General features: G+C 72.9%; 25 protein-coding genes. 7 read left to right on the forward strand and 18 right to left on the reverse strand.

Features of this window, described 5'->3' with window-relative positions; all coding sequences use genetic code 11:
* Positions 1-32: 32 nt before the first annotated feature.
* The 4 genes from IPL61_35645 to IPL61_35660 all read right to left on the reverse strand — a co-directional run bounded on the left by IPL61_35645 (position 33) and on the right by IPL61_35660 (position 2,399).
* Complete coding sequence (locus tag IPL61_35645; GenBank protein ID MBK9036527.1) at positions 33-332, reverse strand: hypothetical protein; 300 nt, start codon at positions 330-332, stop codon at positions 33-35.
* Positions 333-348: 16 nt separating this feature from the next.
* The gene (locus IPL61_35650) at positions 349-852 is read right to left on the reverse strand and encodes a DUF3127 domain-containing protein (protein MBK9036528.1); all 504 of its coding nucleotides are present in this window, start codon (positions 850-852) and stop codon (positions 349-351) included.
* Positions 853-901: 49 nt separating this feature from the next.
* Positions 902-1,759 (reverse strand): alpha/beta hydrolase, encoded by an 858-nt coding sequence (locus IPL61_35655; protein MBK9036529.1) that lies wholly within the window; start codon positions 1,757-1,759, stop codon positions 902-904.
* A gap of 97 nt (positions 1,760-1,856) precedes the next feature.
* Entirely contained in the window at positions 1,857-2,399 is a 543-nt protein-coding gene (locus IPL61_35660) for a dihydrofolate reductase (protein MBK9036530.1), read from the reverse strand.
* Between the two features lie 167 nt (positions 2,400-2,566).
* On the opposite strand from IPL61_35660, the gene IPL61_35665 reads away from it, so the two are divergent.
* The gene (locus IPL61_35665; GenBank protein ID MBK9036531.1) at positions 2,567-3,808 is read left to right on the forward strand and encodes a hypothetical protein; all 1,242 of its coding nucleotides are present in this window, start codon (positions 2,567-2,569) and stop codon (positions 3,806-3,808) included.
* Positions 3,809-3,873: 65 nt separating this feature from the next.
* On the opposite strand, the gene IPL61_35670 is transcribed toward IPL61_35665, so the two are convergent.
* Positions 3,874-4,743: an ABC transporter permease subunit gene (locus IPL61_35670; GenBank protein ID MBK9036532.1), complete on the reverse strand. Its 870-nt coding sequence runs from the start codon at positions 4,741-4,743 to the stop codon at positions 3,874-3,876.
* On the reverse strand, positions 4,740-5,645 hold the full coding sequence (locus IPL61_35675; GenBank protein MBK9036533.1) for an ABC transporter ATP-binding protein: 906 nt from the start codon (positions 5,643-5,645) through the stop codon (positions 4,740-4,742). The genes IPL61_35670 and IPL61_35675 overlap by 4 nt, the downstream gene beginning before the upstream one ends.
* Before the next feature lie 296 nt (positions 5,646-5,941).
* Here IPL61_35675 and IPL61_35680 point away from each other — a divergent pair, with 296 nt between their 5' ends.
* Complete coding sequence (locus IPL61_35680) at positions 5,942-6,550, forward strand: hypothetical protein (GenBank protein MBK9036534.1); 609 nt, start codon at positions 5,942-5,944, stop codon at positions 6,548-6,550.
* A 14-nt stretch (positions 6,551-6,564) separates the two neighbouring features.
* On the opposite strand, the gene IPL61_35685 is transcribed toward IPL61_35680, so the two are convergent.
* The 6 genes from IPL61_35685 to IPL61_35710 all read right to left on the reverse strand — a co-directional run bounded on the left by IPL61_35685 (position 6,565) and on the right by IPL61_35710 (position 11,626).
* Entirely contained in the window at positions 6,565-7,530 is a 966-nt protein-coding gene (locus IPL61_35685) for a VWA domain-containing protein (protein ID MBK9036535.1), read from the reverse strand.
* Positions 7,531-7,586: 56 nt separating this feature from the next.
* Entirely contained in the window at positions 7,587-8,948 is a 1,362-nt protein-coding gene (locus IPL61_35690) for an MFS transporter (GenBank protein MBK9036536.1), read from the reverse strand.
* 141 nt (positions 8,949-9,089) lie between these two features.
* Positions 9,090-9,890, reverse strand: coding sequence for a methyltransferase domain-containing protein (locus IPL61_35695; GenBank protein ID MBK9036537.1), 801 nt, complete (start codon positions 9,888-9,890; stop codon positions 9,090-9,092).
* Positions 9,891-10,195: 305 nt separating this feature from the next.
* The gene (locus IPL61_35700) at positions 10,196-11,116 is read right to left on the reverse strand and encodes a hypothetical protein (GenBank protein MBK9036538.1); all 921 of its coding nucleotides are present in this window, start codon (positions 11,114-11,116) and stop codon (positions 10,196-10,198) included.
* Between the two features lie 136 nt (positions 11,117-11,252).
* A complete protein-coding gene (locus tag IPL61_35705) occupies positions 11,253-11,411 on the reverse strand; it encodes a hypothetical protein (protein MBK9036539.1) in 159 nt (52 codons plus the stop codon).
* On the reverse strand, positions 11,402-11,626 hold the full coding sequence (locus IPL61_35710) for a hypothetical protein (GenBank protein ID MBK9036540.1): 225 nt from the start codon (positions 11,624-11,626) through the stop codon (positions 11,402-11,404). Before IPL61_35710 ends, IPL61_35705 begins: the two co-directional genes overlap by 10 nt.
* Positions 11,627-11,708: 82 nt before the next feature.
* On the opposite strand from IPL61_35710, the gene IPL61_35715 reads away from it, so the two are divergent.
* The 3 genes from IPL61_35715 to IPL61_35725 are packed head-to-tail and all read left to right on the forward strand — an operon-like array spanning position 11,709 to position 13,697.
* Positions 11,709-12,413: a hypothetical protein gene (locus tag IPL61_35715; GenBank protein MBK9036541.1), complete on the forward strand. Its 705-nt coding sequence runs from the start codon at positions 11,709-11,711 to the stop codon at positions 12,411-12,413.
* A 31-nt stretch (positions 12,414-12,444) separates the two neighbouring features.
* Entirely contained in the window at positions 12,445-13,248 is an 804-nt protein-coding gene (locus IPL61_35720; protein MBK9036542.1) for a hypothetical protein, read from the forward strand.
* A gap of 2 nt (positions 13,249-13,250) precedes the next feature.
* The gene (locus IPL61_35725; protein ID MBK9036543.1) at positions 13,251-13,697 is read left to right on the forward strand and encodes an AAA family ATPase; all 447 of its coding nucleotides are present in this window, start codon (positions 13,251-13,253) and stop codon (positions 13,695-13,697) included.
* Positions 13,698-13,737: 40 nt separating this feature from the next.
* Here the strand turns inward: IPL61_35725 and IPL61_35730 are convergent, their stop codons facing one another.
* The 5 genes from IPL61_35730 to IPL61_35750 all read right to left on the reverse strand — a co-directional run bounded on the left by IPL61_35730 (position 13,738) and on the right by IPL61_35750 (position 20,621).
* Positions 13,738-15,405: a hypothetical protein gene (locus IPL61_35730; GenBank protein MBK9036544.1), complete on the reverse strand. Its 1,668-nt coding sequence runs from the start codon at positions 15,403-15,405 to the stop codon at positions 13,738-13,740.
* 274 nt (positions 15,406-15,679) lie between these two features.
* Positions 15,680-17,686 carry a hypothetical protein gene (locus tag IPL61_35735; GenBank protein ID MBK9036545.1) on the reverse strand — a complete coding sequence of 669 codons (2,007 nt, stop codon included), beginning with the start codon at positions 17,684-17,686 and terminating at the stop codon, positions 15,680-15,682.
* 68 nt (positions 17,687-17,754) lie between these two features.
* The gene (locus IPL61_35740) at positions 17,755-18,444 is read right to left on the reverse strand and encodes a hypothetical protein (GenBank protein ID MBK9036546.1); all 690 of its coding nucleotides are present in this window, start codon (positions 18,442-18,444) and stop codon (positions 17,755-17,757) included.
* Between the two features lie 268 nt (positions 18,445-18,712).
* Positions 18,713-19,402 (reverse strand): hypothetical protein, encoded by a 690-nt coding sequence (locus IPL61_35745; GenBank protein ID MBK9036547.1) that lies wholly within the window; start codon positions 19,400-19,402, stop codon positions 18,713-18,715.
* Positions 19,403-19,652: 250 nt separating this feature from the next.
* Positions 19,653-20,621 carry a hypothetical protein gene (locus IPL61_35750; GenBank protein ID MBK9036548.1) on the reverse strand — a complete coding sequence of 323 codons (969 nt, stop codon included), beginning with the start codon at positions 20,619-20,621 and terminating at the stop codon, positions 19,653-19,655.
* Between the two features lie 333 nt (positions 20,622-20,954).
* On the opposite strand from IPL61_35750, the gene IPL61_35755 reads away from it, so the two are divergent.
* Together IPL61_35755 and IPL61_35760 are read left to right on the forward strand one after the other, a co-directional pair.
* A complete protein-coding gene (locus IPL61_35755; GenBank protein MBK9036549.1) occupies positions 20,955-21,518 on the forward strand; it encodes a hypothetical protein in 564 nt (187 codons plus the stop codon).
* A complete protein-coding gene (locus IPL61_35760; protein MBK9036550.1) occupies positions 21,515-22,093 on the forward strand; it encodes a hypothetical protein in 579 nt (192 codons plus the stop codon). Before IPL61_35755 ends, IPL61_35760 begins: the two co-directional genes overlap by 4 nt.
* Positions 22,094-22,233: 140 nt before the next feature.
* Here the strand turns inward: IPL61_35760 and IPL61_35765 are convergent, their stop codons facing one another.
* On the reverse strand, positions 22,234-23,997 hold the full coding sequence (locus tag IPL61_35765; protein ID MBK9036551.1) for a DUF4139 domain-containing protein: 1,764 nt from the start codon (positions 23,995-23,997) through the stop codon (positions 22,234-22,236).
* Position 23,998 lies beyond the last annotated feature (1 nt).

Consider the following 23,998-nt stretch of genomic DNA (forward strand, 5'->3'; position numbering starts at 1 on the left):
GCGCGCGACGGAGGCCTCGGAGCCCGGCCAGCTCAGAACCCGCGCGCGAGCATCGCGATCAGCGCGACGATCACCGCCACCGCGACGGCCGCGCCCGCGCCGGGCCGGCCGGCCGGCAGCGCGCGCCGGCCCTGGGTGACCGCGGTGACCAGATCGTTGGCGGCGACCAGCTTGCGCCGCGGCACCGCGACCACCCACGCGCCCTTCTCGGCGTCGTCGCCGACGGTCTCGTCGACGATCGCCGTGATCCCGATCTCGGCGAAGGCCGCCCGCCACCCCGCCGCGCGCCGGGTGTCGCAGTAGACCAGCGCCACGTGCGTGGAGGGGATCACCGGACCCGCGCGGGGCTCAGAACGGCAGATCGTCGTCGACGATCTCGCGCGTCCCGCCGCCGAAGGGCCGATCGTCGTCCGACAGCGGCGGCACGTCGCCGTCGCGCGGATCGCGCGGCGCGCTCGCCGGCGGCCGGGTCGAGCCGCCGCCGCGACCACCGCGCGGATCGTCGCGGCGATCGTCGCGCCGACCACCACCGCCGCCGCCGCCGCCGCGACCGCCGCCGCCGCTGCCGCGCCCCTGCTCGATCCGCCAGACGTCGAGGCTGTTGAAGTACTTGGTCTCGCCGCGCGGGCTCTTCCACTCGCGGCCGCGCAGGCTGAACTCGAGCGTGACCTCGTCGCCGACGCTCATGCCATCGAGCTGGCCGCAGCGATCGCCGGTGAGCTGGAACTGCACCAGCTGCGGGTACTTGGGGTTGTCGGTCAGCTCGACGACGAACTCGCGCTTGGTGAACCGCTCCGACACCTGCGTCGTGTCGAAGATCGCGTGGAGCTTGCCGGAGATCTCGTGGCCCATGGCCGGAAGATACGTCGGCGGCCGGGGCGCGACCCCCGGCGTCGCTTTTCTACGCGCCGGCGGCCGCCAGCACACCGGCGACCGGCTGCGGCTCGCTCCACACCTCGCGCAGGAACTCGATCAGCTCGGTGTCGAGGCGGGTCGGGCGCAGCCGCCACTCGTACATCGAGTCGGCCGCGACCAGGCGCCCGCGCACCAGCTCGCGCGCGGTGCGATCAGCGTCCGAGAACGGGTGGATCGGATCGGAGGGGTGGCCGACCACCATCGCCGGGTGCGGCATGCGCCGGCGCTCGTCGGCCGGGGGCGCGGTCCGGCCGAAGGTCAGGCCGTCGAGGATCGCCAGCGACGTGGCGGGATCGCGCCGCACGAAGTCGAGCATCACGTCGACGAGGAAGTGCGTGCGCGGGATCCGCCGCGCCAGGCTGCTGGCGAACCGCATCGTGCGCTGGCTGACCCGCAGCGCCAGCGCCAGCGGCACGAACAGCGCCGCGGCCCCGGCCAGGCCGTTCTCGAGCACCGGCATCTCGAGGAACAGCGCCCGCACGCGCTCGGGCGCGGCCGCCGCGGCCTCGAGCGCGACGTTGGCGCCCAGCGAGGTGCCGCCGATCACCGCCTGCGCCACGCCCAGATGGTCGAGCAGCGCGATCACGTCGGCGCCGTAGGCCGGCATCGAGTGCGCGGTCATGTCGGTCACCGGCGCCGAGTCGCCGTGGCCGAGCATGTCGACCGTGACGACCCGGTAGCCCCGCGCCGCGAGCGTCGGCGCCAGGGCCGAGTACATCCGGCTGTCCATGAGCAGGCCGTGGGTCAGCACGACCGCGCGCTCGCCCTGGCCGAAGGTGCGGTACGCGATGCGACGGCCGGCGTGCTCGAACGTCGACGACGGAGGCAGCGGTGGGAGCGACATCTCCGCCAGTGTCGCGCACTCGCGCCCCGGGCGCGACCTTGATGAGCGTTCAGGCCGCGGGCCGGACCCAGCGCTCGATCGCGCCTGCGATGAGCGTTCAGGCCGCGGGCCGCACCCAGCGCTCGATCGCGTAGCTGATGCCGGCCTCGTGGACCTCCGGCGCCAGGACCTCGGCCAGGACGAAGTCGACCGGCAGCGGCGGGATGAAGGTGTCGCACTGATACCGCGCCTGCAGCCGGGTCAGGACGACCTCGGCGCAGGCCGGGTGCGCGAACGCCTGCGCGTAGATCTGACCGCCGCCGATCACGAACACCCGATCGATGCCGGGATCGGCGCTGGTCCGCGCCAGGGCCTCGTCGAGCGAGCGCGCCAGCCACACGCCGTCCGGCGCCGCCGCCAGCGCCCGGGACACGACCACGTTTTGGCGCCCCGGCAGCGGCCGCAGCGTCGGCGGGACCGAGTCCCAGGTCAGGCGGCCCATGACCAGCGCGTTGGTCTGCCCCGGCGCGGCGGCCGAGGTCACCCGCTTGAAGGTCCGCAGGTCGGTCGACAGGCGCGGCCACGGCAGGTCGTTGTCCTTGCCGATGCCTCCGTCGAGATCGGCGGCGACGACGCACGCGAACGGCCGGACGACGGTCACGGTCGGAACCTACCTCGCCGGCCGGTCCTGACCAAGCCTGGCAGCACTGCTACCAGCGTGCGTCAGGCCGCACCGTCGGCACGGATGGGTGGATCGCGCTTCCCCGCGGGCCGGCCGGCGCGGTAAGTACGGACATCGTTCCCCGTCGCCGCGCAGGAGGTCTGCCCATGCTTGGTCGCGCTCTGGTTCCGTTCGCCGGTCTGTTCCTCGCAACCGCCCTCGTCGGCTGCGGCCCGTCTGCCAGTGGCGACGACATCCCCGACCTCGACGCCGGCACCGGCCAGCCCTGCACCGGCAGCGGCACGCAGTGCGTCGGCAACCAGTACGAGACCTGCCGCAACGGCGAGTGGGTCGTCACCGAGAGCTGCGCGACCGCGTGCAACAACAGCCTCGGCGGCTGCGTCGAGTGCAACCCCGGCGTCAACACCTGCAACGGCAACGCCGTGGTGGCGTGCAACTCCGACGGCACGTTCGGCAACACCGTCGAGGCCTGCGCCGCCGGGACCGAGTGCGCCGGCGGCATGTGCATGCGCGCGTGCTCGGCCGACGGCGTCGACCTGATCTACGTCGTCGACGACACCAACAACCTGCTGTCGTTCGACCCGCGCAACATCGGCACCGCGACCAGCCCGTTCCGCCAGATCGGCCAGCTCAGCTGCCCGGCCGGCCCGTCGCTGACCGGCGGCATCGGCCCGGCGACCCCGTTCTCGATGGCGGTCGATCGCGACGCCACCGCGTGGGTCCTGTACTCGAGCGGCGAGATCTTCAACGTCTCGACCGCCAACGCCGCGTGCTCGACCACCAGCTTCGTCAAGCAGCAGAACGCCGGGCGCCGCTGGGACGTCTTCGGCATGGGCTACGTCACCGACACCGCCGGCGGCGACACCGAGAAGCTGTGGATCGGCGGCGGCGACGCCGACGCGATGCTCGGCGGTGACCTCGGCGTGATCGCGCCGGGCGCGCTGACGATCAGCCGCATCGGCGCGCTGACCGCGACCGTCGAGTACGGCCCCGAGCTGACCGGGCTCGGCGACGCCACGCTGTGGGGCTTCTACCCGGGCACGTCGACCGCGTTCGTCCAGCAGATCGACAAGACCACCGGCGGCGGCCTCGGCAACCGGCTGAGCATCCCCGGCGGGCTCGGCGGCACCGTGGCCGCGTGGGCGTTCGCGCAGTGGGGCGGCAAGTTCTACGTGTTCGTGACCACGTCGGACATCCTCGGCAACACCAACTCGACCGTGCGCTCGCTCGACCGCGCCACCGGCGCCTACCAGTCGATCATGCAGAACCTGCCGTACCGCATCGTCGGCGCCGGCGTCTCGACCTGCGCGCCGGTCGTCATCGGCCGCGAGCTGCCGTACGACGGCATGCGGCTGCCGCTCGACGGCGCCGCCAGCTACGCCGAGTAGCGACGGGACGCGGGGGGGGGGGGGGGGGGCCGCGGCAGGGCGCGCGCGACGCGACGCGCGACGCGTCAGGTGGTGAGGTCGCGGCGGCGGAACAGCACCAGCCCGAGCGTGAAGAACGCCAGGGTCAGGCCGCCGCACCAGGCGACGTCGGTCCAGAGCCGACCGTGATCGACCGTCGAGCCGCCCGGGTGGTACCAGCGGTACAGCTCGTGCCAGAAGTTCATGTGGGTCGTGGGCAGCGCCTGCTTGAACGACGCGCCCATGAGCTGATCGGGCAGGCGCTGCAGCACCGACGAGATGAAGAAGCCGCCGAGCGTGCCGACGTGGGCCACGACCGGGTTGTCGGTCACCGCCGAGATGCACAGCGACGCCGCGATGATGATCGCCAGCGCCGCGCCCGCGCCCAGGCACGCCAGCGCCATCAGCGCCGGCCAGTCGCCGGCCGGCACGATCCAGAAGCCGTCCTCGCGGAACTCCCAGATGTAGATGAGCAGCGAGCCGCCGCCGTAGGCGACGTGGCCGATCAGGAGCGCGAGCAGGCACAGGAAGATCACCATCAGCTCGAGCCAGATCAGGCTCGCCAGGGCCTTGGCCAGGTACACCGCGGTCCGCGACGGCGGTCGCACCAAGAGCGCGCGCAGCGTGCCGTCCTTGCTCTCGCCGGCGAGCTGGCTGCCGGCCACGGTCGCCGCCACCAGCGGCAAGAGCGCGAAGAAGCCGATGTTGAGGACGAAGTTCGCGAAGAACGGGCCGTTCAAGTACTGCGACGGATCGATCGCGAGCCCGCCGATCTTCTTGCCCTTGTACTGTGACCACTCGAAGCCGATCAGCGCGACGGCCGAGAACACCAGGCACAGCACGAAGCCGACGTACGACGACGGCCGCCGCGCCAGCTTCCACAGCTCCCAGCGGGTGAGCTTGAGCACGTGCTTCACGCGGCCTCCGCGGCGCCGACCACCGAGACGAACACCTCTTCGAGCGTCGGCGACTCGGCCGCGACCTCGTCGACCTCGATCCCGGCCGCGACCAGGCGGGCCACCAGCGCCGCCGGCTCGACCCCGCCGACGTGGGCCAGGCCGGGCTCGGTCGCGACCTCCACCGCGGTGCCGCCGAGGTCGACCGCCACCGCCAGGGCGCGCGCGAGCGGCCGGGCCCGCAGCCGCACCCGCTGACGCCCGGCCAGCAGCTCGGCGACCGCGCCCTCCCAGCGCTTGCGCCCGCGCACGATGATCGCCGCGCGGTTGCAGACCTGCTCGACCTCGACCAGCAGGTGGCTCGACAGCACGATCGTCAGGCCGTCGTCGGCGGCCAGGCTGCGGACCAGCTCGCGCATCGCCCGGATGCCCATCGGGTCGAGGCCGTTGGTCGGCTCGTCGAGGATGATCAGCTCGGGCCGCGGCAAGAGCGCCGCCGCGATCGCCAGGCGCTGCTTCATCCCGTGCGAGTAGATGCGCACCGGATCGTCGGCGCGATCGCGCAGGTCGACGCGCTCGAGCACCTCGTCCATGCGGGCCGCGGCGACGCCGCCCGAGAGGTCAGCGAGCATCCGCAGGTTCTCGCGCCCGGTCAGGTAGCCGTACAGCGACGGCGACTCGACGATCGCGCCGACCCGGGCCAGCACCCGGCGATCGCTCGGCGGCCGCCCGAACAGCTCGACCTGGCCGGCGCTGGGCCGGACCAGGCCCATCAGCATGCGCAGGGTCGTGCTCTTGCCGGCGCCGTTGGGCCCGAGGAAGCCGTAGACGTCGCCGCGCTCGACCGTGAGCGTGACGTGGTCGACCACGGTGCGACCACGGTAGCGCTTGCACAGGTCGCGGGTCGCGAGGACCGTGGTCACCGACGTCGTGTAGCGCACCGGATGACCGCGCGCACGCGCCGACCGCGGGTTCCGCCCGCCGGCGCGGCCGCGGGCTCCCCGAGCGAGCGCGCGTGCGCATGAACGCGGCCCGGGACGACCAGGTCCGGCTGGTCGCGTGGCTGCGCCCGGGGTCGAGCGCACCGACGCCCACGATCCGCCGGCGCCCCGGCCCGGCTCCAGCTGCGTGATCGTCGGCGAGCGCCGCGCCGGGCCCGGCGTGGGCGCCGGACACCTTGTCGCATTGCCGCCGGCGCCGCGGTGGTCACCGTGGTGGCATGCGCCTGTACCGGCTCGCGCCCGTCGCTGTGCTCGCCGCGACCGCCTGCGGCACCTACTCGATGGTGCGCCCGGCCGAGACCATGCCGGCGGGCCGGGTCGAGCTGACCGCGGGCGTCGCCGCCTCGCGCCTCGGCGAGGTCAACACGGTGCTCCACGCCGCGGTCGCGATCACCGACGACGTCGAGGTGCTGGCCCAGAACGAGGTCTGGAACTCGTTCGCCGAGGTCCGCTACGGCATCCTGCACACCCGCCGCCACGGCCTGGCCCTCGCGGTCGGGGCCGGCGCCGGCCGCGCGATCACGCTGGTGTCGGCGCTGGGCGAGGAGCTCGATCTCGAGGACGCCGACGGCGGCGCCGCCGGCCTCGTCAGCCTCGCGGTCGGCAAGCAGTGGGCCCACCTCGACCTGACGCTCGGCAACCGCACGTTCGTGCAGACCAGCGGCAGCTTCTTCATGTCGTCGACCCGCGCGGTCGTGCGCGTGATCATCACGCCGCACGTCGGCGTCCTGCTCGAGGGCGGCGGCACCGTCCACGCGCCGATCGACGCGCCCGACGCGTCGCTGTTCATCGCCGAGGGCACGCTCGGCGGCTGGGTCGGGTTCTGACCGCGCGGCGCGCCTCAGCGCGGGACGACGCGGCCGATCGGCGGGAAGTTCTGGCACGCGGTGTCGAACAGCTCGAGGGCCTCGGTCAGCCCCAGCGTCAGATCGCCGGCGCAGATCGATGACAGCACGCCGTTCGATGGGCCCGCCAGACCGACGAACTGATCGAGGCGCGCGGCGTAGTCGGCGTCACCGAAGCTCGAGCTGCACGCGCCTGGCCCGGGGCCCGCGATCACCGCCGCGGCCCAGCGCCCGCGATCGCCGGTGAACCCGTCGAGGAACGCGGCGTAGTTCGCGACCGGCTCCTGCTGCGCGTCGCACAGCGACTGGGCGAACCCGAGCGTGACCGGCTGCTCGTAGCTGCAGTCGTTCTCGTCGGTCAGGATCACCACCGCCAAGAGCGCGTCCTCGCGCCGGAACCCGGCGTTGGTGCCGTCGGCGATCCGCTCGTCGAAGGCCGCCCGCATCGCCGCCAGCGGCATCTCGTCCGAGGGCCCGCTGGTGCCGACGTTGGCCGCGCACGCGAACAGCGTCGCCGGGTCGGGATCGCCCAGCTCGATCCAGCGGCGCGGCAGGGTGCAGCCGCCGGGCCGGAGCATCGCGCCGTTATCGCCGCCGTCCTGGCTCATCGGCAGCGGGAAGCCCGGGATGGCCTCCTGGGTGTACGCGTAGTCCATGCCGGTCGTCGTGACCGCGACCCGGTAGTCCAGGCCCGACTGCTCGATCACCGAGATGAACTGCGGGAAGTTGGCGGCCCGGTTCGCCTGCTCCTGCGCCATCGACCCCGAGTTGTCGATGACGAACAGGATGTCGATCTTGGCGCAGCCGTCGTCGACGGTGCCGCCGTCGTCGTCGAAGCCGGCGTCGATGGCGCGGGCGGCGTCGACGGTGTCGTCGTCGTCGCCCGACGGGCCGGACGCGGTGGGGCCGCACGCGGCGACGGCGAGGACCAAGGTCGAGGTGATCGTGAGGTGTCGCGACATGCTGGCTCCTGGCTCCCCGCGCGGACGGTACCGGGCCGGCGGCGTCGACGCCAGCGCTACGACAGGTGCGCGGCTGGACGCGCCGCGTCGACGGCGGGCGGCGGGACCGCGACCGCCAGCGCCGGCACCTCGACCGCCGGCGCGTCGACGATCGCCGCGGCCACCGCGGGCGCGTCCTCGACGTCGATCGGGCTGGTGGTCGGCGCCAGCATGCGCCGCAGGCCGAACACCGCCGCGGCCATCGCCACGAGCCCGGCGCCGACGACGACCTCGACCGCGGTCGACAGCTTCCAGTCCATGCGCGCGGCGAGCGCGGGGATGCCCCACGGGACGAACGCGGCCAGGAGCGCGCCCAGGTGGTAGACCAGCCCGATCGCGCGGGCCCGGACGTGCTCGGGGAACAGGCTGGTCACCAGCACCGGCGTGACGCCCGAGTAGCCGGCGCCGAGCAGGCCGCCCAGGACCGCGCCCACGGTGACCAGGCCCGGGTACGCGCCGACGAACAGCGGCAGCGCCGGCACCATCAGCAGCGCCGGCGTCACCAGCGCGGCGATCACGCCGAAGCGATCGGCCACGATGCCGGCGACGATCACGCCGACCAGCATGCCGACCTGGAACCAGCACACGTTCGCGAACGCGGTCTGCTGCGACAGCCCCAGCTCGCGCAGCTGGATCAGCGAGTGGGTCGTGGTCAGGCCGTAGTAGACGACGAAGCCGAGCGCCATCACGATCGCGCCGAGGACGATGCGCGTGCGCACCGCCGGCACCCACAGATCGCGCAGCGCGCCCTTCGACGCCGTGGTCGCGGCCGACGCGTGGGCGCGGTCGTCGGGCACCATGAAGCGGATCGGCAGCACCAGCAGCGCCGGCGCCACCGCGATCAGGAACATCGAGCGCCAGCCCCAGGCCGGCACGACGAAGTACGCGGTGATCGCGGCCAGGAAGAACCCGACCGGCCAGCCGGCCTGGAGCAGGCCCGAGGCGATCTTGCGGCTGCGCGCCGGGAAGCTCTCCATCGCCAGCGCGGTGCCGGCGGTCCACTCCGCGCCCATGCCGAACCCGAACAGCGTGCGGAACACCAGCACCCACGTGAACGACGGCGCGAAGAAGATCGCGGCGTCGAAGACCGCGAACCAGACCAGCGACAGCATCAGCGGCAGGCGCCGGCCCCAGCGGTCGGCCATCCACCCGGCCACGCCGCCGCCGGCCAGGCGCACCAGCAGGGTCAAGGTCAGCGACCCCGCCACCGCGGCGGTGCCGACGCCGAACTCCTTGGCGATGTCCGACATCACCAGGATGTAGATGGTGAAGTCGAAGGCATCGAGCACCCAGCCCACCCACGCGGCCGCGAACGAGGCCCACTGGCCCCGGGTCGGTTCTCTCCACCACGGCATGGTCGACTGAGCCGGCGTCGTCATGCCGACACTAGTAGCGCCGCCATTTGTGCGTTGCAACAGAAATCTATGTTGCAACGAACAATTCACGCAATTTCATGATCATACGCGAGCATCCGACGCCGCTGCGCAGCAATCAGACCCTCCAGGTCGGCCTGGTCGCGGTCAGGCGATCGCCGTGACGACGTGCGCCGACAGCGGGTGCCGACACGGACAGTCGCCGAACTCGGCGACGAGCGCAGCGGTGACCTGGCGCTCGAAGGCCGGCGCGTCGACGCCCCGCTCGACCAGCTGGAGCCACAGCGGGTTGCCGCGGACCAGGCCGATCGCGAAGTCCGCCGCCGACGGGCTCTCGCCGATGACCTCGACCGTCTCGACCCGCACCTCGGCGAACCCGGCGGCCCCGAACAGCGCGTGCAGCGCGGCCGGATCGAACATCGAGAACGGGGTCAGCATGAACGCGGGCGGATCGTCGGGCGCCAGCGCCACCGCCAGCGCGTGCAGGATCCGCGACGCGACGTTGCGACCGAGCGCGTCCCAGGTGCTGATCAGCGCCCGACCACCCGGCCGGAGCACCCGGCGCATCTCGCGGACCGCCTGCGCCTTGTCGGGCACGAACATCAGGCCGAACTGGCACGCGACGACGTCGACCTCGCCCGCGGCCAGCGGCAGCGCCTGCGCGTCGGCCTGACGCCAGGTCACCCGCGCGTCGGTGATCCGCTGCGCGGCCTCGACCAGCATCGGCGGGTTGAGATCGGTCGCGATGACCGCGCCGGTCGCCGGGAGCGCCGCGAGCAGCTGCCGGGTGAGCCGTCCCGTCCCCGCCGCGATCTCGAGGATCCGGAGCGGCCCCGGCGGCAGTCGCCGCGCCAGCTCGCGCGCGTACGGCTCGAACAGCACCGGGCCGAGGTGGCGATCGTAGAGCTCCGGGATCGACCCGACGAAGGCGGTGGCGGAGGCGCTCATCGACCGGCGGGTCAGCGCCGCTTCATCCGCAGGATGAAGTGGCCGGTCAGGACGTACGCGGCCCAGCGGTTCGAGGTGAGCAACCAGCCCAGCCGGCCGAGCCGGGTGTACGACGTCCAGCGGATCTCCGGTCGCTCGAAGCCGACCTCCGCCAGCTCGCGGGCCCAGACCTCGGGCGGCTGGTGCTTCTCCCACTCGATGCTCTTGCTGATCGGGTGCCGCAGCCCGAGCCGGGGGAACAGGTTGGCCGAGCTGCAGTCGGCGATGATCAGGTCGGCGCCGGGCCGGCACAGCTCGGCGACCTCTCAACCTTCCTGTGCGTCCGCTCGCCGGGTACCGCTGGTCCGGGCGGCGTCCTCGACCAGCGCCCCGATGTCGCTGCCGTCGCCGACCCGATCGATCGCCGTGACGCCGGTGTCGGTCACGCGCCACAGCGTGCCGTGGTTGATCTTGTCGGTGGTCCGCACGACGAACAGCAGCGCACCCGCCCGCACCCGCGTCAGCAACGCCGTGACGAACGACCGCAGCCGCTCCTCAGAGAAGTAGCCGCGGTTGAGCACGTTGGCGGCGCGGATGAGGTCGAAGGTCCCGACGACCTGGGGGCGCAGTATGTCCTCCTCGACGATCGTCACGCCCGGGGTGCGCGCGACCGCCGAGGACACCAGCGGGACCTCGGACACGGTCGCGCCCGCGCCCGGGCGGAAGGCGCCGCCGCGCTCGTGCCGGGCGACGAGCCGCCGCGCGCGGTAGGTCCGCCACGGGTGTTGTATCCGGACCGCGCGGTTCGGGCGCCGGTTGATGAGCATGCCGTCGATCTCGGCGCCGAGGATGTTCCCTGCGAGATCGTAGACCAGCGCGTCACCGTGCCCGGTGGTCGCGTGCATGACCTTGGTGGCGATGTCGGTGCCGACGGTCTCGATCACCAACCCCGGCCGCGCTAGCGCCCGGTGCAGCTCGACCGTCGAGATCCCCGAGGAGCACGCGACGTCGAGGATCCGCAGCTGGGTCAGCTCCGGGGGGATGGCGCGGCGGATCAGGTCGAACGTGTCGTCGAAGCGGTGCTGGTTGGTCGCCTTGAACACGCCTGACGCGAGCTGGAGCTGCCAGAAGAACTCGTCCTCGATCGCGATCTCCCCGGCGCGCTGCGCGGCGAGGAATCGACCGACGCTCACGCGCGGCGGGCGGCGGAGGGTGGACTTGAGACGGAGCGACCAGCTGGGTGGCATGCCAGGACTACCGAGGCTTAGTTGCGCGACGCGCACGGACCGTTCACGGCCGCGCCACCGAATCCGCGTCAACCGGCGGTGCTGGATAGTAGCCGACGCTGCCCGGCGCGCGAGCAGCGCCCTCCGCGAACGTGGGTCACGGCGCGTCGAAGCGCGCCACGACCAGATCGATGACCACCGCGACCGCGACGCCCGCGACCGTGCCGACCCCATCCCAGGCCGCGTCCTTCCACGACGGATCGCCGCGGCCGGTCGCGTCCCACGCCTCCTTCGTGGCGCCCGCGGTCACCGCCACCGCCGCGCCGATCGCCGCGCGCTGCCAGCGGGCGCCACCCAGATCGCGCTGGCGCCGTAGCCGCCGGCGGCGAGCCCGGCCGAGGCGCCGAAATGCAGCGCCTTGTCGGGCCCGAGCCAGTCGTCGTCGGCCCGCGCCGGCGGCGGCATGCTGACGAGCGCGGTCAGCGCGCCGGCGGCGGCGAGCCCATGGCGGACCGAGCGGAGCATCAGCACGCCCTCAGCCTAGCCGATCATCGGGGCGCCGCCGCGCTGGCGTTCGCGTACGGCGCGCGGACCTGTGCGACAATCGCCGATGATGCGCGTCCAGCGAAGGTCCGGCGCGTGGGCGGCCGCGATGGTCCTCGCCGCGTGCGGCGGCGATGGCGCCAGCGCCGACCTCCCCGGCGGCAGCTGCGACGCGGTGCCGGCCGAGGCCGCCGGCGAGGGCACGTACTACGCGGCGACCGGCGCCGGCAACTGCAGCTTCGATGCGTCGCCCCAGGACCTGATGGTCGCGGCGATGAACGCGGTCGACTACCGGACCGCGGCCTGGTGCGGCGCCTGCCTCGCCGTCACCGGCCCGAGCGGCACGGTGACCGTGCGCGTGGTCGATCAGTGCCCCGAGTGCGCGCAGGGCGATCTCGATCTCAGCCCCGAGGCGTTCGCGCTGCTGTCGCCGCTGGCCGCCGGCCGCGTCCCGATCACCTGGCGGGCCGTGGCGTGTGACGTCACCGGCCCCATCGCCTACCACTTCAAGGACGGCGCCAACGCGTTCTGGACCGCGATCCAGGTGCGCAACCACCGCTACCCGATCGCCAAGCTCGAGGCGCTGCGCGGCGACGCCTACGTCGAGCTGCCGCGCGTCGACTACAACTACTTCATCGAGGCGTCGGGCCTGGGCCCGGGCCCGTACCAGCTGCGCGTCACCGACCAGCGCGGCCACGTGCTCGAGGACGGCGACGTCGCGCTCGGCGACGACGTCACCCGCGCCGGCGCCGCCCAGTTCCCCGCGTGCCCCTGAGCGCGCGGCATCGACCACGAGGACCACGACGATGGCGAACGACGGGCTCGGCGACCGGTGCAAGCAGTTCGAGCAGGCCGAGGCCGGGCGGCGCGCGATGCGCGGGCTGCCGCTGCTGGCCCGGCTCGACGGCCGCGCCTTCCACACCTTCACCCGCGATCTGCAGCGGCCGTACGACCCGGCCATGTCGCGCTGCATGATCGAGACGACCCGCCACCTGGTCGCGGAGCTCAGCGCCGCGATCGGCTACACCCAGAGCGACGAGATCACGCTGGCCTGGTACGAGCCATCGACCTCGGCCCGCGACTACGCGTTCGACGGCCGGTTCCAGAAGCTGGCGTCGGTGCTGGCCGGGCTGGCCTCGGCCCGGTTCGTCCAGCTCGTGGCCCGCGAGCTGCCGGCCAAGGCCGAGGCCGTGCCGCACTTCGACTGCCGGGTGTGGCAGGTGCCGACCCTGGCCGACGCCACCGACGTCTTCGTGTGGCGCGAGGACGACGCGACCAAGAACAGCGTGTCGATGGCGGCGGCGGCCTACTACGCCGACCGCGAGCTCCACGGCCAGGACTCGGCCGCCAAGCACGAGCTCCTGCACCGGGTCGGCGTCAACTGGAACGACTACCCCGCGTTCTTCAAGCGCGGCTCGTACCTGCAGCGCCGCGCCCGCGAGCGGGTCCTGACCGACGACGAGCGAGCGGCGATCCCCGAGCCCCACCGGCCCGCGCCCGGCGCCGTCGTCGTGCGCGGCCACGTCGTCGAGCTCGAGCTGCCGCCGGCGCGCAAGATCGGCAACCTGGCCGCGGTGCTGTTCGACGGGCACGAGCCCCTGAGCCGCTGACCGTGCTCGAGCTGGTGATCCTCACCGGGCTGCAGGCCGCGGGCAAGAGCACGTTCTGCCGGGAGCGGCTCGCGGCCACCCACGAGGTCGTCAGCAAGGACGCCTGGCCCAACGCCCGCAACCGCGAGCGCCGCCAGCGCCAGCTGATCGCCGCCGCGCTCGCCGCCGGACGATCGGTCGTGGTCGACAACACCAACCCGTCGCCGGTCGAGCGCGGGCCGCTGATCGAGCTCGGCCGCGCCCACGGCGCGCGGGTCGTGTCGTACTGGTTCCCGCTCGCGGTCGCCGAGGCGCTCGTCCGCAACGCCGGGGGGGGCGCGCGCGTGCCCGACCTCGGGGTCCTGTCGGTGGCCAAGCGGCTGGTCGCGCCCGGGGCCGCCGAGGGCTTCGATCAGCGGTTCGAGGTCCGGATCGCCGACGCGGGATTCGTGGTCCGCGCGGTTGCGTGAGGTGTGGCGGCGTCCACGGTCGGGACACACGGCACGGCGATCATGGACTGAACCGGTAGTAGAACCACTGGCTGCTCCGATCGTGGGTCCACAATTCGCAGCTGAGGAACCCCAGGAACGCCAGGGAGCCGTCGTCGAGCGCGCCGCTGAGCTTCCACTGCCACGCGACGATGGGGTCGCCGAAGCAGGACTGCGGCGGGATCTCCACCGTGGCGAGGCCGGCGCCCCCGAACGAGGGATCGAGCGCGCCCGTGTGCGCGTCGAGCCGGGTGAGGCGCAGCGTGTTGGGCGCGCCCGCGAAGGACAGCGTGACGCGTCCGCTGGGATCGGTGACCACGTCGACGGGCGGGAGCGCGACGTCGACGACCTGCGGCGTCGCGCGCGTGCCGTCCGCGGCGATGCGATGGATCGTCACCTCGGTCGCGGCCGGTCCCCGGACGATCAGCGCGAGGCCGTTCGACGCCAACGGCGCGATCGTGAGCAGGTCCGCCGGCGCCACGCCCAGCGCGACGGCGCTGGGGCCGCTGACGTCCCAGATCGGCGCACCGGACCGTGCGTCGTATCGCAGCAGCTGCCCGCCGACCTGGAACGTCACGACCGGCGCGGTCGCGCCGCCCTGGCCGATCGTCCGATCGATCGCGCCGGGCAGCGCGATCACGCCCCCCGCGCCAAAGCCCGGCTCGTACACGAGCGCGGCGTCGAGACGGCTGACGTAGACGTCCGGGTAGGGCTGGTACCGGAGCACGAGGATTCCGCCCCCGGGATCGGCCCACAACACCTGGTGGAGTCCGGGCAGCGTCGTCGCAAGCGCGGTCAACGACTCGAAGACGGTCTCATACGAGGCTGCTGGCGCAGCGTAGGCCAGGTGACCATTGGCGAGCTCGACGATCGTGCAAAGCGGAGTGGTCAGCCCCGAGTGCTGCGCGTGCAGTACGTCGTCCCGATACAGCCTGAAATCCCCGAACGACAGGATCGTGACCGCCCAGCCCAGGTGGGCGCCGAACGACGTACACGCGAGCTCGCCGATGACGGACGCGACGGGTCCGAGGACGACCGTCGGTCCCCAGGGGATCGCGGCGTCGATCGGGGCATCGGTCGGGGCGTCGGTCACGCTTGCGTCGACCGCCGCCGCGTCGACCACCGCCGCGTCGACCACCGCCGCGTCGACCACCGCCGCGTCGGTCGGGGCGTCGACCACCGCCGCGTCGACCGCCGCGTCGGTCGGGGCGTCGACCACTGCCGCGTCGACCGCCGCGTCGACCACCGCCGCGTCGACCGCCGCGTCGGTCGGGGCGTCGACCACCGCCGCGTCGACCACTGCCGCATCGACCGCCGCATCGACCGCCGCATCGACCGCCGGGGCGTCGACCACCGCCGCGTCGACCGCCGCATCGACCGCCGCATCGACCGCCGCATCGACCGCCGGGGCGTCGACCACGGCCGGGGCGTCGATCGCCGCGTCGACCACGGCCGGGGCGTCGATCGCCGCGTCGACCACCGGGGCGTCGATCGCCGCATCGACCACCGGTGCATCGACCGCCGCATCGACCCCGCCATCGACCCCGCCATCGACCGCCGCGTCGAGGGTCGGGGCGTCCCCGCCGGCGTCGAGCGCAGGGGCGTCGACCGCAGGGGCGTCGACCACGGCACCGGAACCCTGGCATGCCATCACCGCGACCACCAGTACACTCGCCCAGGCGCGCCTCATCGCTGGTTCTGATGCACAAACCGCGGAAGACGTTCATTCGAGAGTTGTCATCACATGGATGGCCCCTGACGCCACGTTGGCGGCCCCCGCGCCGGCCGCCGCGGCCGAGGCCACGTCGCGCCGCCACCCCGCGCTGCCGCCCCGTGCGATTCGCTGATACTCAGGAATCTTGAAGCGTTGGAGCTCGCGGTCGAGGGCCTCGCGTACGCCTGGGATCGAACCTGACGACGGGCGAGCGCTGCCGGCCGCGGGCGGCGCAGCCCGGCGCCCCGCGCTACTCGAGGCCGCCGAACGGATCCGGGTACGGGCGGGCCTGCTTGACGTACAGGGTCGGCGTGCCGGGCGTGAGCTGATCGTCGAACTTGAACTCGACGTCCATCGCGTACCAGCCGTTATTGCCCCCGGCCGGGCCGTAGGCGGGCGAGAACCGGGTGTGGATCGCGTCGAGGGCCCGGCCGAGCGCGTAGAGCTGCGTCGTCGACAGCACGGTGGTCCCGGCGGCGATCACGTTCGAGTGGGTCAGGTAGCTGGCCGGCTGGTTGGGCTGGTTGAAGTAGTAGACGATCTGATCGCTGGTGAACCCGGGCGGCGGCGCCACGACCTCGATGTCACCGCCGTACTGCACGTTGATGTAGAACGCCGGGTCGAGCCCGCTGGCGTCGAACGGGTTCGCGGTCACCGACACGCCGTTGGCCTCCTCGGCCTCGAAGTTCTCGTGGACCAGGAGCGCCATGCCGACGCTGCCGTGATCGACCCCGTAGTAGGTGCGCTCCTCGAACGTGCGGAAGGTCCAGACGTCGGCGTAGACCTTGCGGATCGCGGTCTTCATGGCCTCGAGATCCGAGCGCAGCCCCGAGTACGAGTTGTAGCAGCCCGCGCACGGGAACCCGTCGAGGTCCTCGCTGTTGCTGCTGGTGCGGAAGCGCAGCTTGGTCGCGGTCGGGTACTCGGCGGCCTTGGCGGTGAGCAGCGCGTCGAACGCGGGATCGAACGGCGCGACCAGGATGTCGGCGCGGAGCTGCGCCAGCGCCGCGGCCCGGGTGGCCTGATCGCCCAGGAACTGCGGATCCGTCAGCAGGGCGTCGATCCGGGCGAAGAACCCGTTGTCGGTCATGAACCGGAAGTACCAGGCCATCGGGACCGCGAACCCGGGCTTGATCGGCACGTTGGCCGTGCGGGTCAGGATCGAGTAATGCGCGGCCTTGCCGCCGTAGACCGTGACCGCGGCGCGCAGGGCGTCGCGCAAGGTCTGCCCGGCGGTCGGCTCGGGCGTGACGTCGCCGAGGTCGGCGAACGCGGTCTCGAGCCGGTCGGCGGTCGGCAGCGTCACCGGCGCCGGCGCGTGCGCGTCCCACCAGGCCTGGGCGTCGGGCAAGGTCGCGGCCGCCATCGTCCACGCGTCGGCGGTGACGTCGAGCCGCACCAGCTGGCCGTCGAACCCGCGCAAGATCGGGTTGGTGACCGCGCCGCGCAGCCCCATGTTGGGCGTGTGGCGGTTGCGGGACAGCACGTTGACGTGCGAGAGCGGCGTCTGGAACGCCTGGGTGATCAGGCCCTGGACCACCGAGATGTCGTTGGGCACCTCGTCGAGCACGACGATGTCGCGCGGCGACAGGAACTCGGTGTCGAGCGCGGCCGCGGTGGTGAAGTGGACGTAGCCATAGGCGGTGCCCAGCGACAGCGGCTGGTAGTCGGTGTCGGCGTAGAGCTGGTCGGTCGTGACCACCGGCACCGACGCCGGTAGCGTCGCGGCGAGCGTCTCGTGGGCCGACGAGGTCGGGTGGAACGCGAGCATCGGGCCGAAGTACGCCGCGTGCTTGACCGCCAGGAACAGCTTGGTGACGAGCTCGGCCGACGCGGTGTCGTACGGCGCCAGCTCGAGCACCCACTTGTCGGGCTGCTCGTAGTAGGTCACCGCGCCCAGCAGGAAGCGGCGGTCCGGCGCGAAGTACTGGGTCGAGTTGAAGTCGGCCAGCGTGCCCACCACCGGCAGGCCGTTGCCCGACAGGTGGGTCGAGACGAACGCGTAGTGGATCTCGTACCGGACCGTGTTCATGAAGTGCAGCGCGTCGCCGCCCTCCTGATCGAGCACGACCTTGACCGACTGCGAGCCCGGCAGGGTCGCGTCGAGCGGCAGCGACGCCAGGGTCGCGAAGTCGCCCTGGCAGGTCACGGTGGCCAGCTCGTCGGGCGGATCGGCCACGTCGGCGATCTGGCACGGGCCCTCGGTCACCTGGAACGCGTCGGGGCCGGCGTCGACGCCGCCGTCGGTGGTGGCCATGTCATCGCCGCAGGCCGCGACGCCGAACACGGCGACGGCGAGCAGCAGCGTCGTCAGGGCGGCCCGCATCACGGCACCAGCGCGAAGCAGTAGAACCCGCCGTAGCCGCCGCCCGAGCCGACCGTGTTGGAGTTCGGGTTGGGCGGCCCCATCTCGATCAGCGACACGCCCGGCGCGCAGCCCGACTCGATCAGCGACGACATCCAGCCGTTGATCTGGATCTGCGAGCCGTCGCGCGGCCACGAGTGCCCGACCCGGGGCTGGCCCTCGAGCGGCTTGTTGCCGGCGTTGGCGGTCCAGTCGAGGCAGGTGCGGTTCGCGGCCTCGAGCCGGCCCTGGGCGTTGGTCCCGGTCAGCATGTCGTGGTTGTCGACGTTGCCGGTCAGGTCGGGGTTGTGGTTGGTGACGCCGTCCTCGTTGGGGAAGTCGTTCTTGATCGTCGCGTCGCCGCCCTGCGGTCGGATCGACATGAGCGACGCCAGGTTCGGCGCCAACATGCGACCGACGCGGTCGTACCAGGGCCCGGCGCCGATGCGCTCGATCGCGTGGACCTGAGCGCCGGCGCCGTCGTCGGTGGCCGACAGGAACGCGCGCCACTGCTTGGCGCCGGCGCCGGGCATGCTGCGCTCGGCGATCGCGGCGCACAGCTTGTCGGCGCCGCGGAGGCCCGCGCCCGGACCGGTCTCGCCGAAACGCAGATCGCCGCCGAAGCCCATCGGGTTGCCCGACAGCTCCTGCAGCGCCCGCAGGCTGGTCACGAAGAAGCTGAAGTGCGGCAGCGTCGTCGGATCGGCGTCGATGCCGGGCGCGTCGATCGCGGGGCCGGCGTCGGGATCGAGCGCGGCGTCGTCGGCGCCCGCGTCATCGGCCGGGCTGTCATCACCGCCGCCGCCGCAGGCCAGCGCGCCGAGGAGCGCGATCAGGCCGATCACAGAGAGCTTCTTCATCGGAGACCTCACGAGGCAAGTTGAGGCGGCCACGCTCGCACGCGAACCGTAAGGAAGTCGGAACCGGCGGATCACGGGATCACGGGATCAGCGCGAAGCAATAGAACCCGCCGTAGCCGCCGCCTGAGCCGACGGTGTTGGAGTTCGGGTCGGGCGGCCCCATCTCGATCAGCGACACGCCGGGCGCGCAGCCCGACTCGATCAGCGACGACATCCAGCCGTTGATCTGGATCTGCGAGCCGTCGCGTGGCCACGAGTGCCCGACCCGGGGCTCGCCCTCGAGCTGCTCGTCGCCGGCGTTGGCGGTCCAGTCGAGGCAGGTGCGGTCGGCCGACTCGAGCCGGCCCTGGGCGTTGGACCCGGTCAGCATGTCGTGGTTGTCGACGTCGCCGGTCAGGTCGGGGTTGTGGTTGGTGACGCCGTCCTCGTTGGGGAAGTCGTTCTTGATCGTCGGGTCGCCGCCCTGCGGCCGGATCGACATCAGCGACGCCAGGTCGGGCGCCAGCATCCGCCCGACGCGGTCGTACCAGGGGCCGGCGCCGATGCGCTCGATCGCGTGGACCGGCGTGCCGGCGCCGCCGTCGGAGACCGACAGGAACGCGCGCCATTGCTTGGCGCCGGCGCCGGGCATGCTGCGCTCGGCGATCGTGTCGCACAGCTTGTCGGCGCCGCGCAGCCCGGCGCCGGGGCCGGTCTCGCCGAAGCGCAGATCGCCGCCGAAGCCCATCGAGTTGCCGGACAGCTCCTGCAGCGCCCGCAGGCTGGTCACGAAGAAGCTGAAGTGCGGCAAGGTCGTCGGATCGGCGTCGACGGCCGCGTCGGTCTCGGCCGGGGCGTCGTCGCCGCCGCAGGCGGTCGTGGCGACGATCGTGGACAGGCCAACGGTCAGGGCGATCACAGCGCGCATGGCTCCCTCGGGGTGGCGGGTCACGGGGCGGGTCACGGGGCGGGTCACGGACAGGTCATTTGGGGCGGGACACTGCGCGGTCACTGCGTAGGTGACGCCCAGGTCGTCGAGGTCACTGACACGTCAGGTCGGACTGGCAGGTCGCCGGCGGCGTGCAGTCCTCGTCACCGGTGCACGAGGTGATGCCCGGCACGGTCACCGCGCGCTCGATCGCCGAGCTGATCGTCAGGTCGACCCGGCCGGCGGTGGTGAGCCCGGAGCCGCTGATCGTGCGCGTCAGCTCGATCGTCGGGAAGCCTGCGGCGCCGAGGTCGAGCAGCTGCGTGATCATCGCGCCACCCAGGGTCAGCGCGCCGTCGTCGGCGGTGTCGCACACGATCTTGCCCTTCAGGCCGCCGTGGTGGCTGATGTCGAGCTTGACCGCGATGCGCGAGGTCGCGCCGCTGGCCGGCGCGGTCCAGCCCAGATCGACCGCGGCGCCGCGCATCAGCGCCGGATCCGGGCTGGTCACCACCAGCGGCGCGATGCCGACGGTGGCCATCGTGAACGCGGGCGTGAACGCGGCGCCCGACGCCGCCACGGTGATCGGATCGCCGGGGGCGAACCCGGGGAACAGGAGCGTGATGGTCCCTGGCACGAGGTAGTCCGTGGTCCTGATCAGATCGAACTCGGAGGCGCCAGTGGTGGTGTGGACGCCCGTGACGTGGACGGTGCCGACGTCCTGCCTCATGGCGTTCGGCGCGCACACGTCATCGGCGACGCACGCCGCGGTGCTGCCACAGGGCGTCGCGCAGAACGGCACGTGCGGGATCAGCAGCTGACAGTCGCCGTCGGTGGTCGTCACGTCCCACAAGACCAGCGCAGGGGGAGTGCGGTCGTAGACGGTCCCGGTGATCGTGGTGTTCGGCGGATCATCGTCGACCAGGTTGATCGCGAAGGTGCCGACCAGGACCGTCGGGTCGCCGAGCATCGCGTCGATGCCGCCGGCGTCGGGATCGCCCGAGCCACCGTCGTCGCCCCCGCAGCCCGCGACGGCGACGGCGACGAGGATCGAGCAGGTGGCGAGGATGGGTGCGCGCATGGGCTCCTGAACAGGCGGGGTGACGGTGGTGCGACCGGACGGTCACACGGGCGTCACCGGTTCGTCGGACCATGGTCGCACTGTCGCGGTTGGCCCGTCGACCGAAACTCGGCCCCAGCTGTGCTGGCAGCCACTGTCGGCGCGCGCGACCAGGGGCGACGACTCCTGAAGCCGGCTTAAGCTCCGTCGATCGGCGGCGGCAGGACCGCCCAAGCTCCGTCGACCAGCGGCCCGAGGACCTGCCCAAGCGCGCTCGGTCAGCGGCCGCGGGACCGGCCCAAGCGCGCTCGGTCAGCGGCGGCAGGACGGGCGTGGCTACGCTAGGATAGCGGCATGCCGTCGGGCCACGCGCGCCTGGGACTCGTCGTCGCGGGCAGCCTCGCGCTGGGCGCGTGCGATCAGCCCAACGACTGGCCGCTGCCCACGCGCCAGCCGTCGTCGACCTCGGCGGTCGCGGCCGAGGCGATCCCGGCGGCGCAGCCCGGCTGTCCGGATCCGGTCGTCGGCCTGTGGGTCGCGCGGCGCTTCGACGGCGTCAAGTGGAACGAGCACCGGCTCCGCCTCGACCGCCAGGGCGGGCAACTCACCTGCGCCCAGGAGTCCCGGTCGTGGTACGGCGACGCCACCAGCGTCGCGCCGCCGCCGTGCCCGCGCGGCGGCGTGTCGTACCACCTGGTCTACCTGTCGTGCGCGCCGGTCGAGCAGGCGGCGACGCTCGACGTGCGCAGCGTGACGATCCTGTCCGAGAGCCACACCTGCGCCGACGAGTTCCCCGGCTACAACCTCGACCACTTCACCGGCGAGCTGCACGACAACACCTGGACCTCGAGCAACAACGACGGCGGCGACGACCTCGACAAGCCGTACACCTTCCGCCGCCTGAGCTGCGCGCCATGAGGTGGCTGCCCGCGCTGGCGCTGGTGAGCGCGTGCGGCCGCGACGCCGCGCCGCCGCCGGAGCCGCCGCCGCTGACCGCGCCGCCGCGGCTGGCGGTGGTCCCACCCGACGCCCCACCGCCCGCCGTCGACGCCGGCGTGATCGCGGTCGCCGCCGCGTGCCCCGATCCGATCGCCGGGCTGTGGGTCGGGCGGTTCTTCGAGAACGATCACTGGAACGAGTTCCGCGTCGAGCTGCGCCGCCAGGGCGGACAGCTGACCTGCGCCCAGGAGACCCGCTGGTGGGACGCGCCCGCCGACGCCGTGCGCCCGCCGACGTGCGCGGGTGGCGGCCCCGCCTGGGGCGTCACCTCGCTGCGGTGCGAGGCCGCGCTGACCAGCATCGGGCTCGAGGTCCGCACCGTCACCGTCCTGTCCGAGCACCACACCTGCGGCGGCGCGACCGGCAACTACATCGACGACTGGTTCCGCGGCCCCGTCGACGGCAACACCTGGATCGCCCCCAACCGGTTCGAGCAGGACGGCGCGTGGATCGAGCAGCCGACCACGTTCCGGCGCCTGGGCTGCGCGCCGTAGCGCGCCGGCCCGCCGGCGCCGCGGGCTCGACGGCCGAGGCCCTGCGGCTGCGCGCGCAGCGCGGCCGGCCCGAACTACGGGTCGGCATGACCAGCCGAGGCCCTGAGCTGCCCGCCGCAGCCGGCGCCGGGGCGGCCGAGCTACGGCTTGGTCGGCATGACCAGCTCGAACGACTCGAGCGCGTTCTCGAGCTCGATCCGTTGATCGAGGCGCTTGGCCTCGAGGTCGGCCAGCTGGGCGCCGAGCTTGTTGCCCTCGCTGGCGAACTCGTCGAGCTGCTTGGTCCACTTGGCGCGCTGCTCGCCGGCCTGCGGGTTCTTGGCGATCGCGCGCAGGTTCTCGCGCAGCTCGTTGGCCCGCTGATCGAGCTGGTCGCGCTTCTTGGTCAGCCCGGCGAGCTGCTCCTCGAGCTTGGCGACCGCGCGGCGCCGGTCGAGGATCGGCTTCAGCTTCTGCTTGGCGTCGGCGCCGAGCGAGGCGTCGACCAGCAGCCGATCGAGCAGATCGAGCGCCGGCGAGTTCCAGATGCTGATCGTGCTGCGGCTCGGGGTCTGCTCGACCAGCGTCAGCTTGCCCTCGCGCGCGCCGGCCGGGACCACCAGGCGCACCAGGTAGCCGTCGGGCAGATCCTCGGTGGCCTCGGGCCGGTTGGCGAGCACGTAGCTGCTGCCGGCCTTGCCGTGGCGGATCAGCAGCGTGAAGCCGTCGTCGTCGGTCCGGGCCTTGACCGTGTAGCTCGTCGTGCGGCGCGAGAACCGCTCCACCTCGAGCACGCCGCGCGACATCTTGACCAGGTGCATCTCGTCGGAGTCGGTCGAGACGTCGGTCGACACCATGACGTTGGTCTCGACCGCGAACGGGATCGTCGCGCTGGTCCCGGCGCCGACCGCCTCCGACAGGCCCTCACCGACGAAGCTGCCGCCGGCGTAGATGCCGATCGGGCCGGGCTCGAGGACGAACGGCGTCGAGTTCTTGAACCGGACCACGCGGTACGGGTTGTACGGGTAGCCGGGCCCGGCCCCGCCCGGCCGGAACAGGAACGCCTGCTCGCCGTCGACGTCGACGTTGACGATCGCGACCATCGTCGAGGTGCCCTCGGGCACGGTCACGCGCTCGCCGAGCTCGAACCGGGTCTGGCCCGAGGTGGTCTCGGCCCGGGCCTGGGCCATCGTCGAGCGGCGCAGCGCGTCGGCGTCGATCGTCATCGACGGCTCCGCGTCGGGGTAGTCGGCCGCGCTCTCCTCGTTGGCGTAGTAGTCGCCGTCCTCGTCGTCCAGATCCGCCTTGGCCGCCGCGCGCCCGTAGCCGCCGCCCGAGGGCTTGGGCGCCGGCCGCGACGGCGCGCGCGACGCCACGCTCGGCGGCGGCGCCGCGGGTGACGGCGCGTACGTGGTCTCGCCGACGGCCGCGACCGCCTGGCGCTGGTCGCCGACCGCGGTCATGTCGGGCCGCGCGACCTCGCGCGGCGTGTGCAGGTCGTAGCGGAACGCGATCGGCGCGCCCGAGGTCAGCGCCAGCTTGACCTGGTCCCACTCCTCGCCGCTGGTGTTGTCGACGACCGCCCACGCCTGCAGGAGCGCCTTGCCGGTGCCCTCCTTGGGCACGACCACGCGGTAGGTCGGCTTCCACATCGGCGCCGCGACCACGTAGCTCACGAGCAGATCGTGGGTCGACGCGCCGACCAGCCGGATCGACACCTCGACCTGCTGGAACATGCCCTCGCCGGCCGAGGCGTCGAGCGTGCGGTTGAACTGCATCGCCAGGTCGCCGTCCTCGAGCGTCACGCCGCGCACCGTCGACAGCCGGACCACGCGCAGGGCGTCGCCGTCGAGCAAGGTCACGCGGTGGTCGGTGCGGGGCGCGTCGTCGTCGTCGCCGGCCGCCTCGGTCAGCTGCTCGACCATC

The sequence above is a fragment of the Myxococcales bacterium genome (assembly GCA_016717005.1).
Taxonomy (GTDB): Bacteria; Myxococcota_A; Polyangia; order Haliangiales; family Haliangiaceae; genus UBA2376.

What these genes read in the sequence shown, in the direction of transcription:
- IPL61_35735 (MBK9036545.1), bottom strand. Translation starts at nt 17,686, where the DNA reads ATGGCCACCACCGACGGCGGCGTCGACGCCGGCCCCGACGCGTTCCAG.
- IPL61_35750 (MBK9036548.1), bottom strand. Translation starts at nt 20,621, where the DNA reads ATGCGCGCACCCATCCTCGCCACCTGCTCGATCCTCGTCGCCGTCGCC.
- IPL61_35755 (MBK9036549.1), top strand. Translation starts at nt 20,955, where the DNA reads ATGCCGTCGGGCCACGCGCGCCTGGGACTCGTCGTCGCGGGCAGCCTC.
- IPL61_35650 (MBK9036528.1), bottom strand. Translation starts at nt 852, where the DNA reads ATGGGCCACGAGATCTCCGGCAAGCTCCACGCGATCTTCGACACGACG.
- IPL61_35655 (MBK9036529.1), bottom strand. Translation starts at nt 1,759, where the DNA reads ATGTCGCTCCCACCGCTGCCTCCGTCGTCGACGTTCGAGCACGCCGGC.
- IPL61_35720 (MBK9036542.1), top strand. Translation starts at nt 12,445, where the DNA reads ATGGCGAACGACGGGCTCGGCGACCGGTGCAAGCAGTTCGAGCAGGCC.
- IPL61_35665 (MBK9036531.1), top strand. Translation starts at nt 2,567, where the DNA reads ATGCTTGGTCGCGCTCTGGTTCCGTTCGCCGGTCTGTTCCTCGCAACC.
- IPL61_35760 (MBK9036550.1), top strand. Translation starts at nt 21,515, where the DNA reads ATGAGGTGGCTGCCCGCGCTGGCGCTGGTGAGCGCGTGCGGCCGCGAC.
- IPL61_35765 (MBK9036551.1), bottom strand. Translation starts at nt 23,997, where the DNA reads ATGGTCGAGCAGCTGACCGAGGCGGCCGGCGACGACGACGACGCGCCC.
- IPL61_35685 (MBK9036535.1), bottom strand. Translation starts at nt 7,530, where the DNA reads ATGTCGCGACACCTCACGATCACCTCGACCTTGGTCCTCGCCGTCGCC.
- IPL61_35715 (MBK9036541.1), top strand. Translation starts at nt 11,709, where the DNA reads ATGCGCGTCCAGCGAAGGTCCGGCGCGTGGGCGGCCGCGATGGTCCTC.
- IPL61_35680 (MBK9036534.1), top strand. Translation starts at nt 5,942, where the DNA reads ATGCGCCTGTACCGGCTCGCGCCCGTCGCTGTGCTCGCCGCGACCGCC.
- IPL61_35730 (MBK9036544.1), bottom strand. Translation starts at nt 15,405, where the DNA reads ATGAGGCGCGCCTGGGCGAGTGTACTGGTGGTCGCGGTGATGGCATGC.
- IPL61_35695 (MBK9036537.1), bottom strand. Translation starts at nt 9,890, where the DNA reads ATGAGCGCCTCCGCCACCGCCTTCGTCGGGTCGATCCCGGAGCTCTAC.
- IPL61_35690 (MBK9036536.1), bottom strand. Translation starts at nt 8,948, where the DNA reads ATGACGACGCCGGCTCAGTCGACCATGCCGTGGTGGAGAGAACCGACC.
- IPL61_35700 (MBK9036538.1), bottom strand. Translation starts at nt 11,116, where the DNA reads ATGCCACCCAGCTGGTCGCTCCGTCTCAAGTCCACCCTCCGCCGCCCG.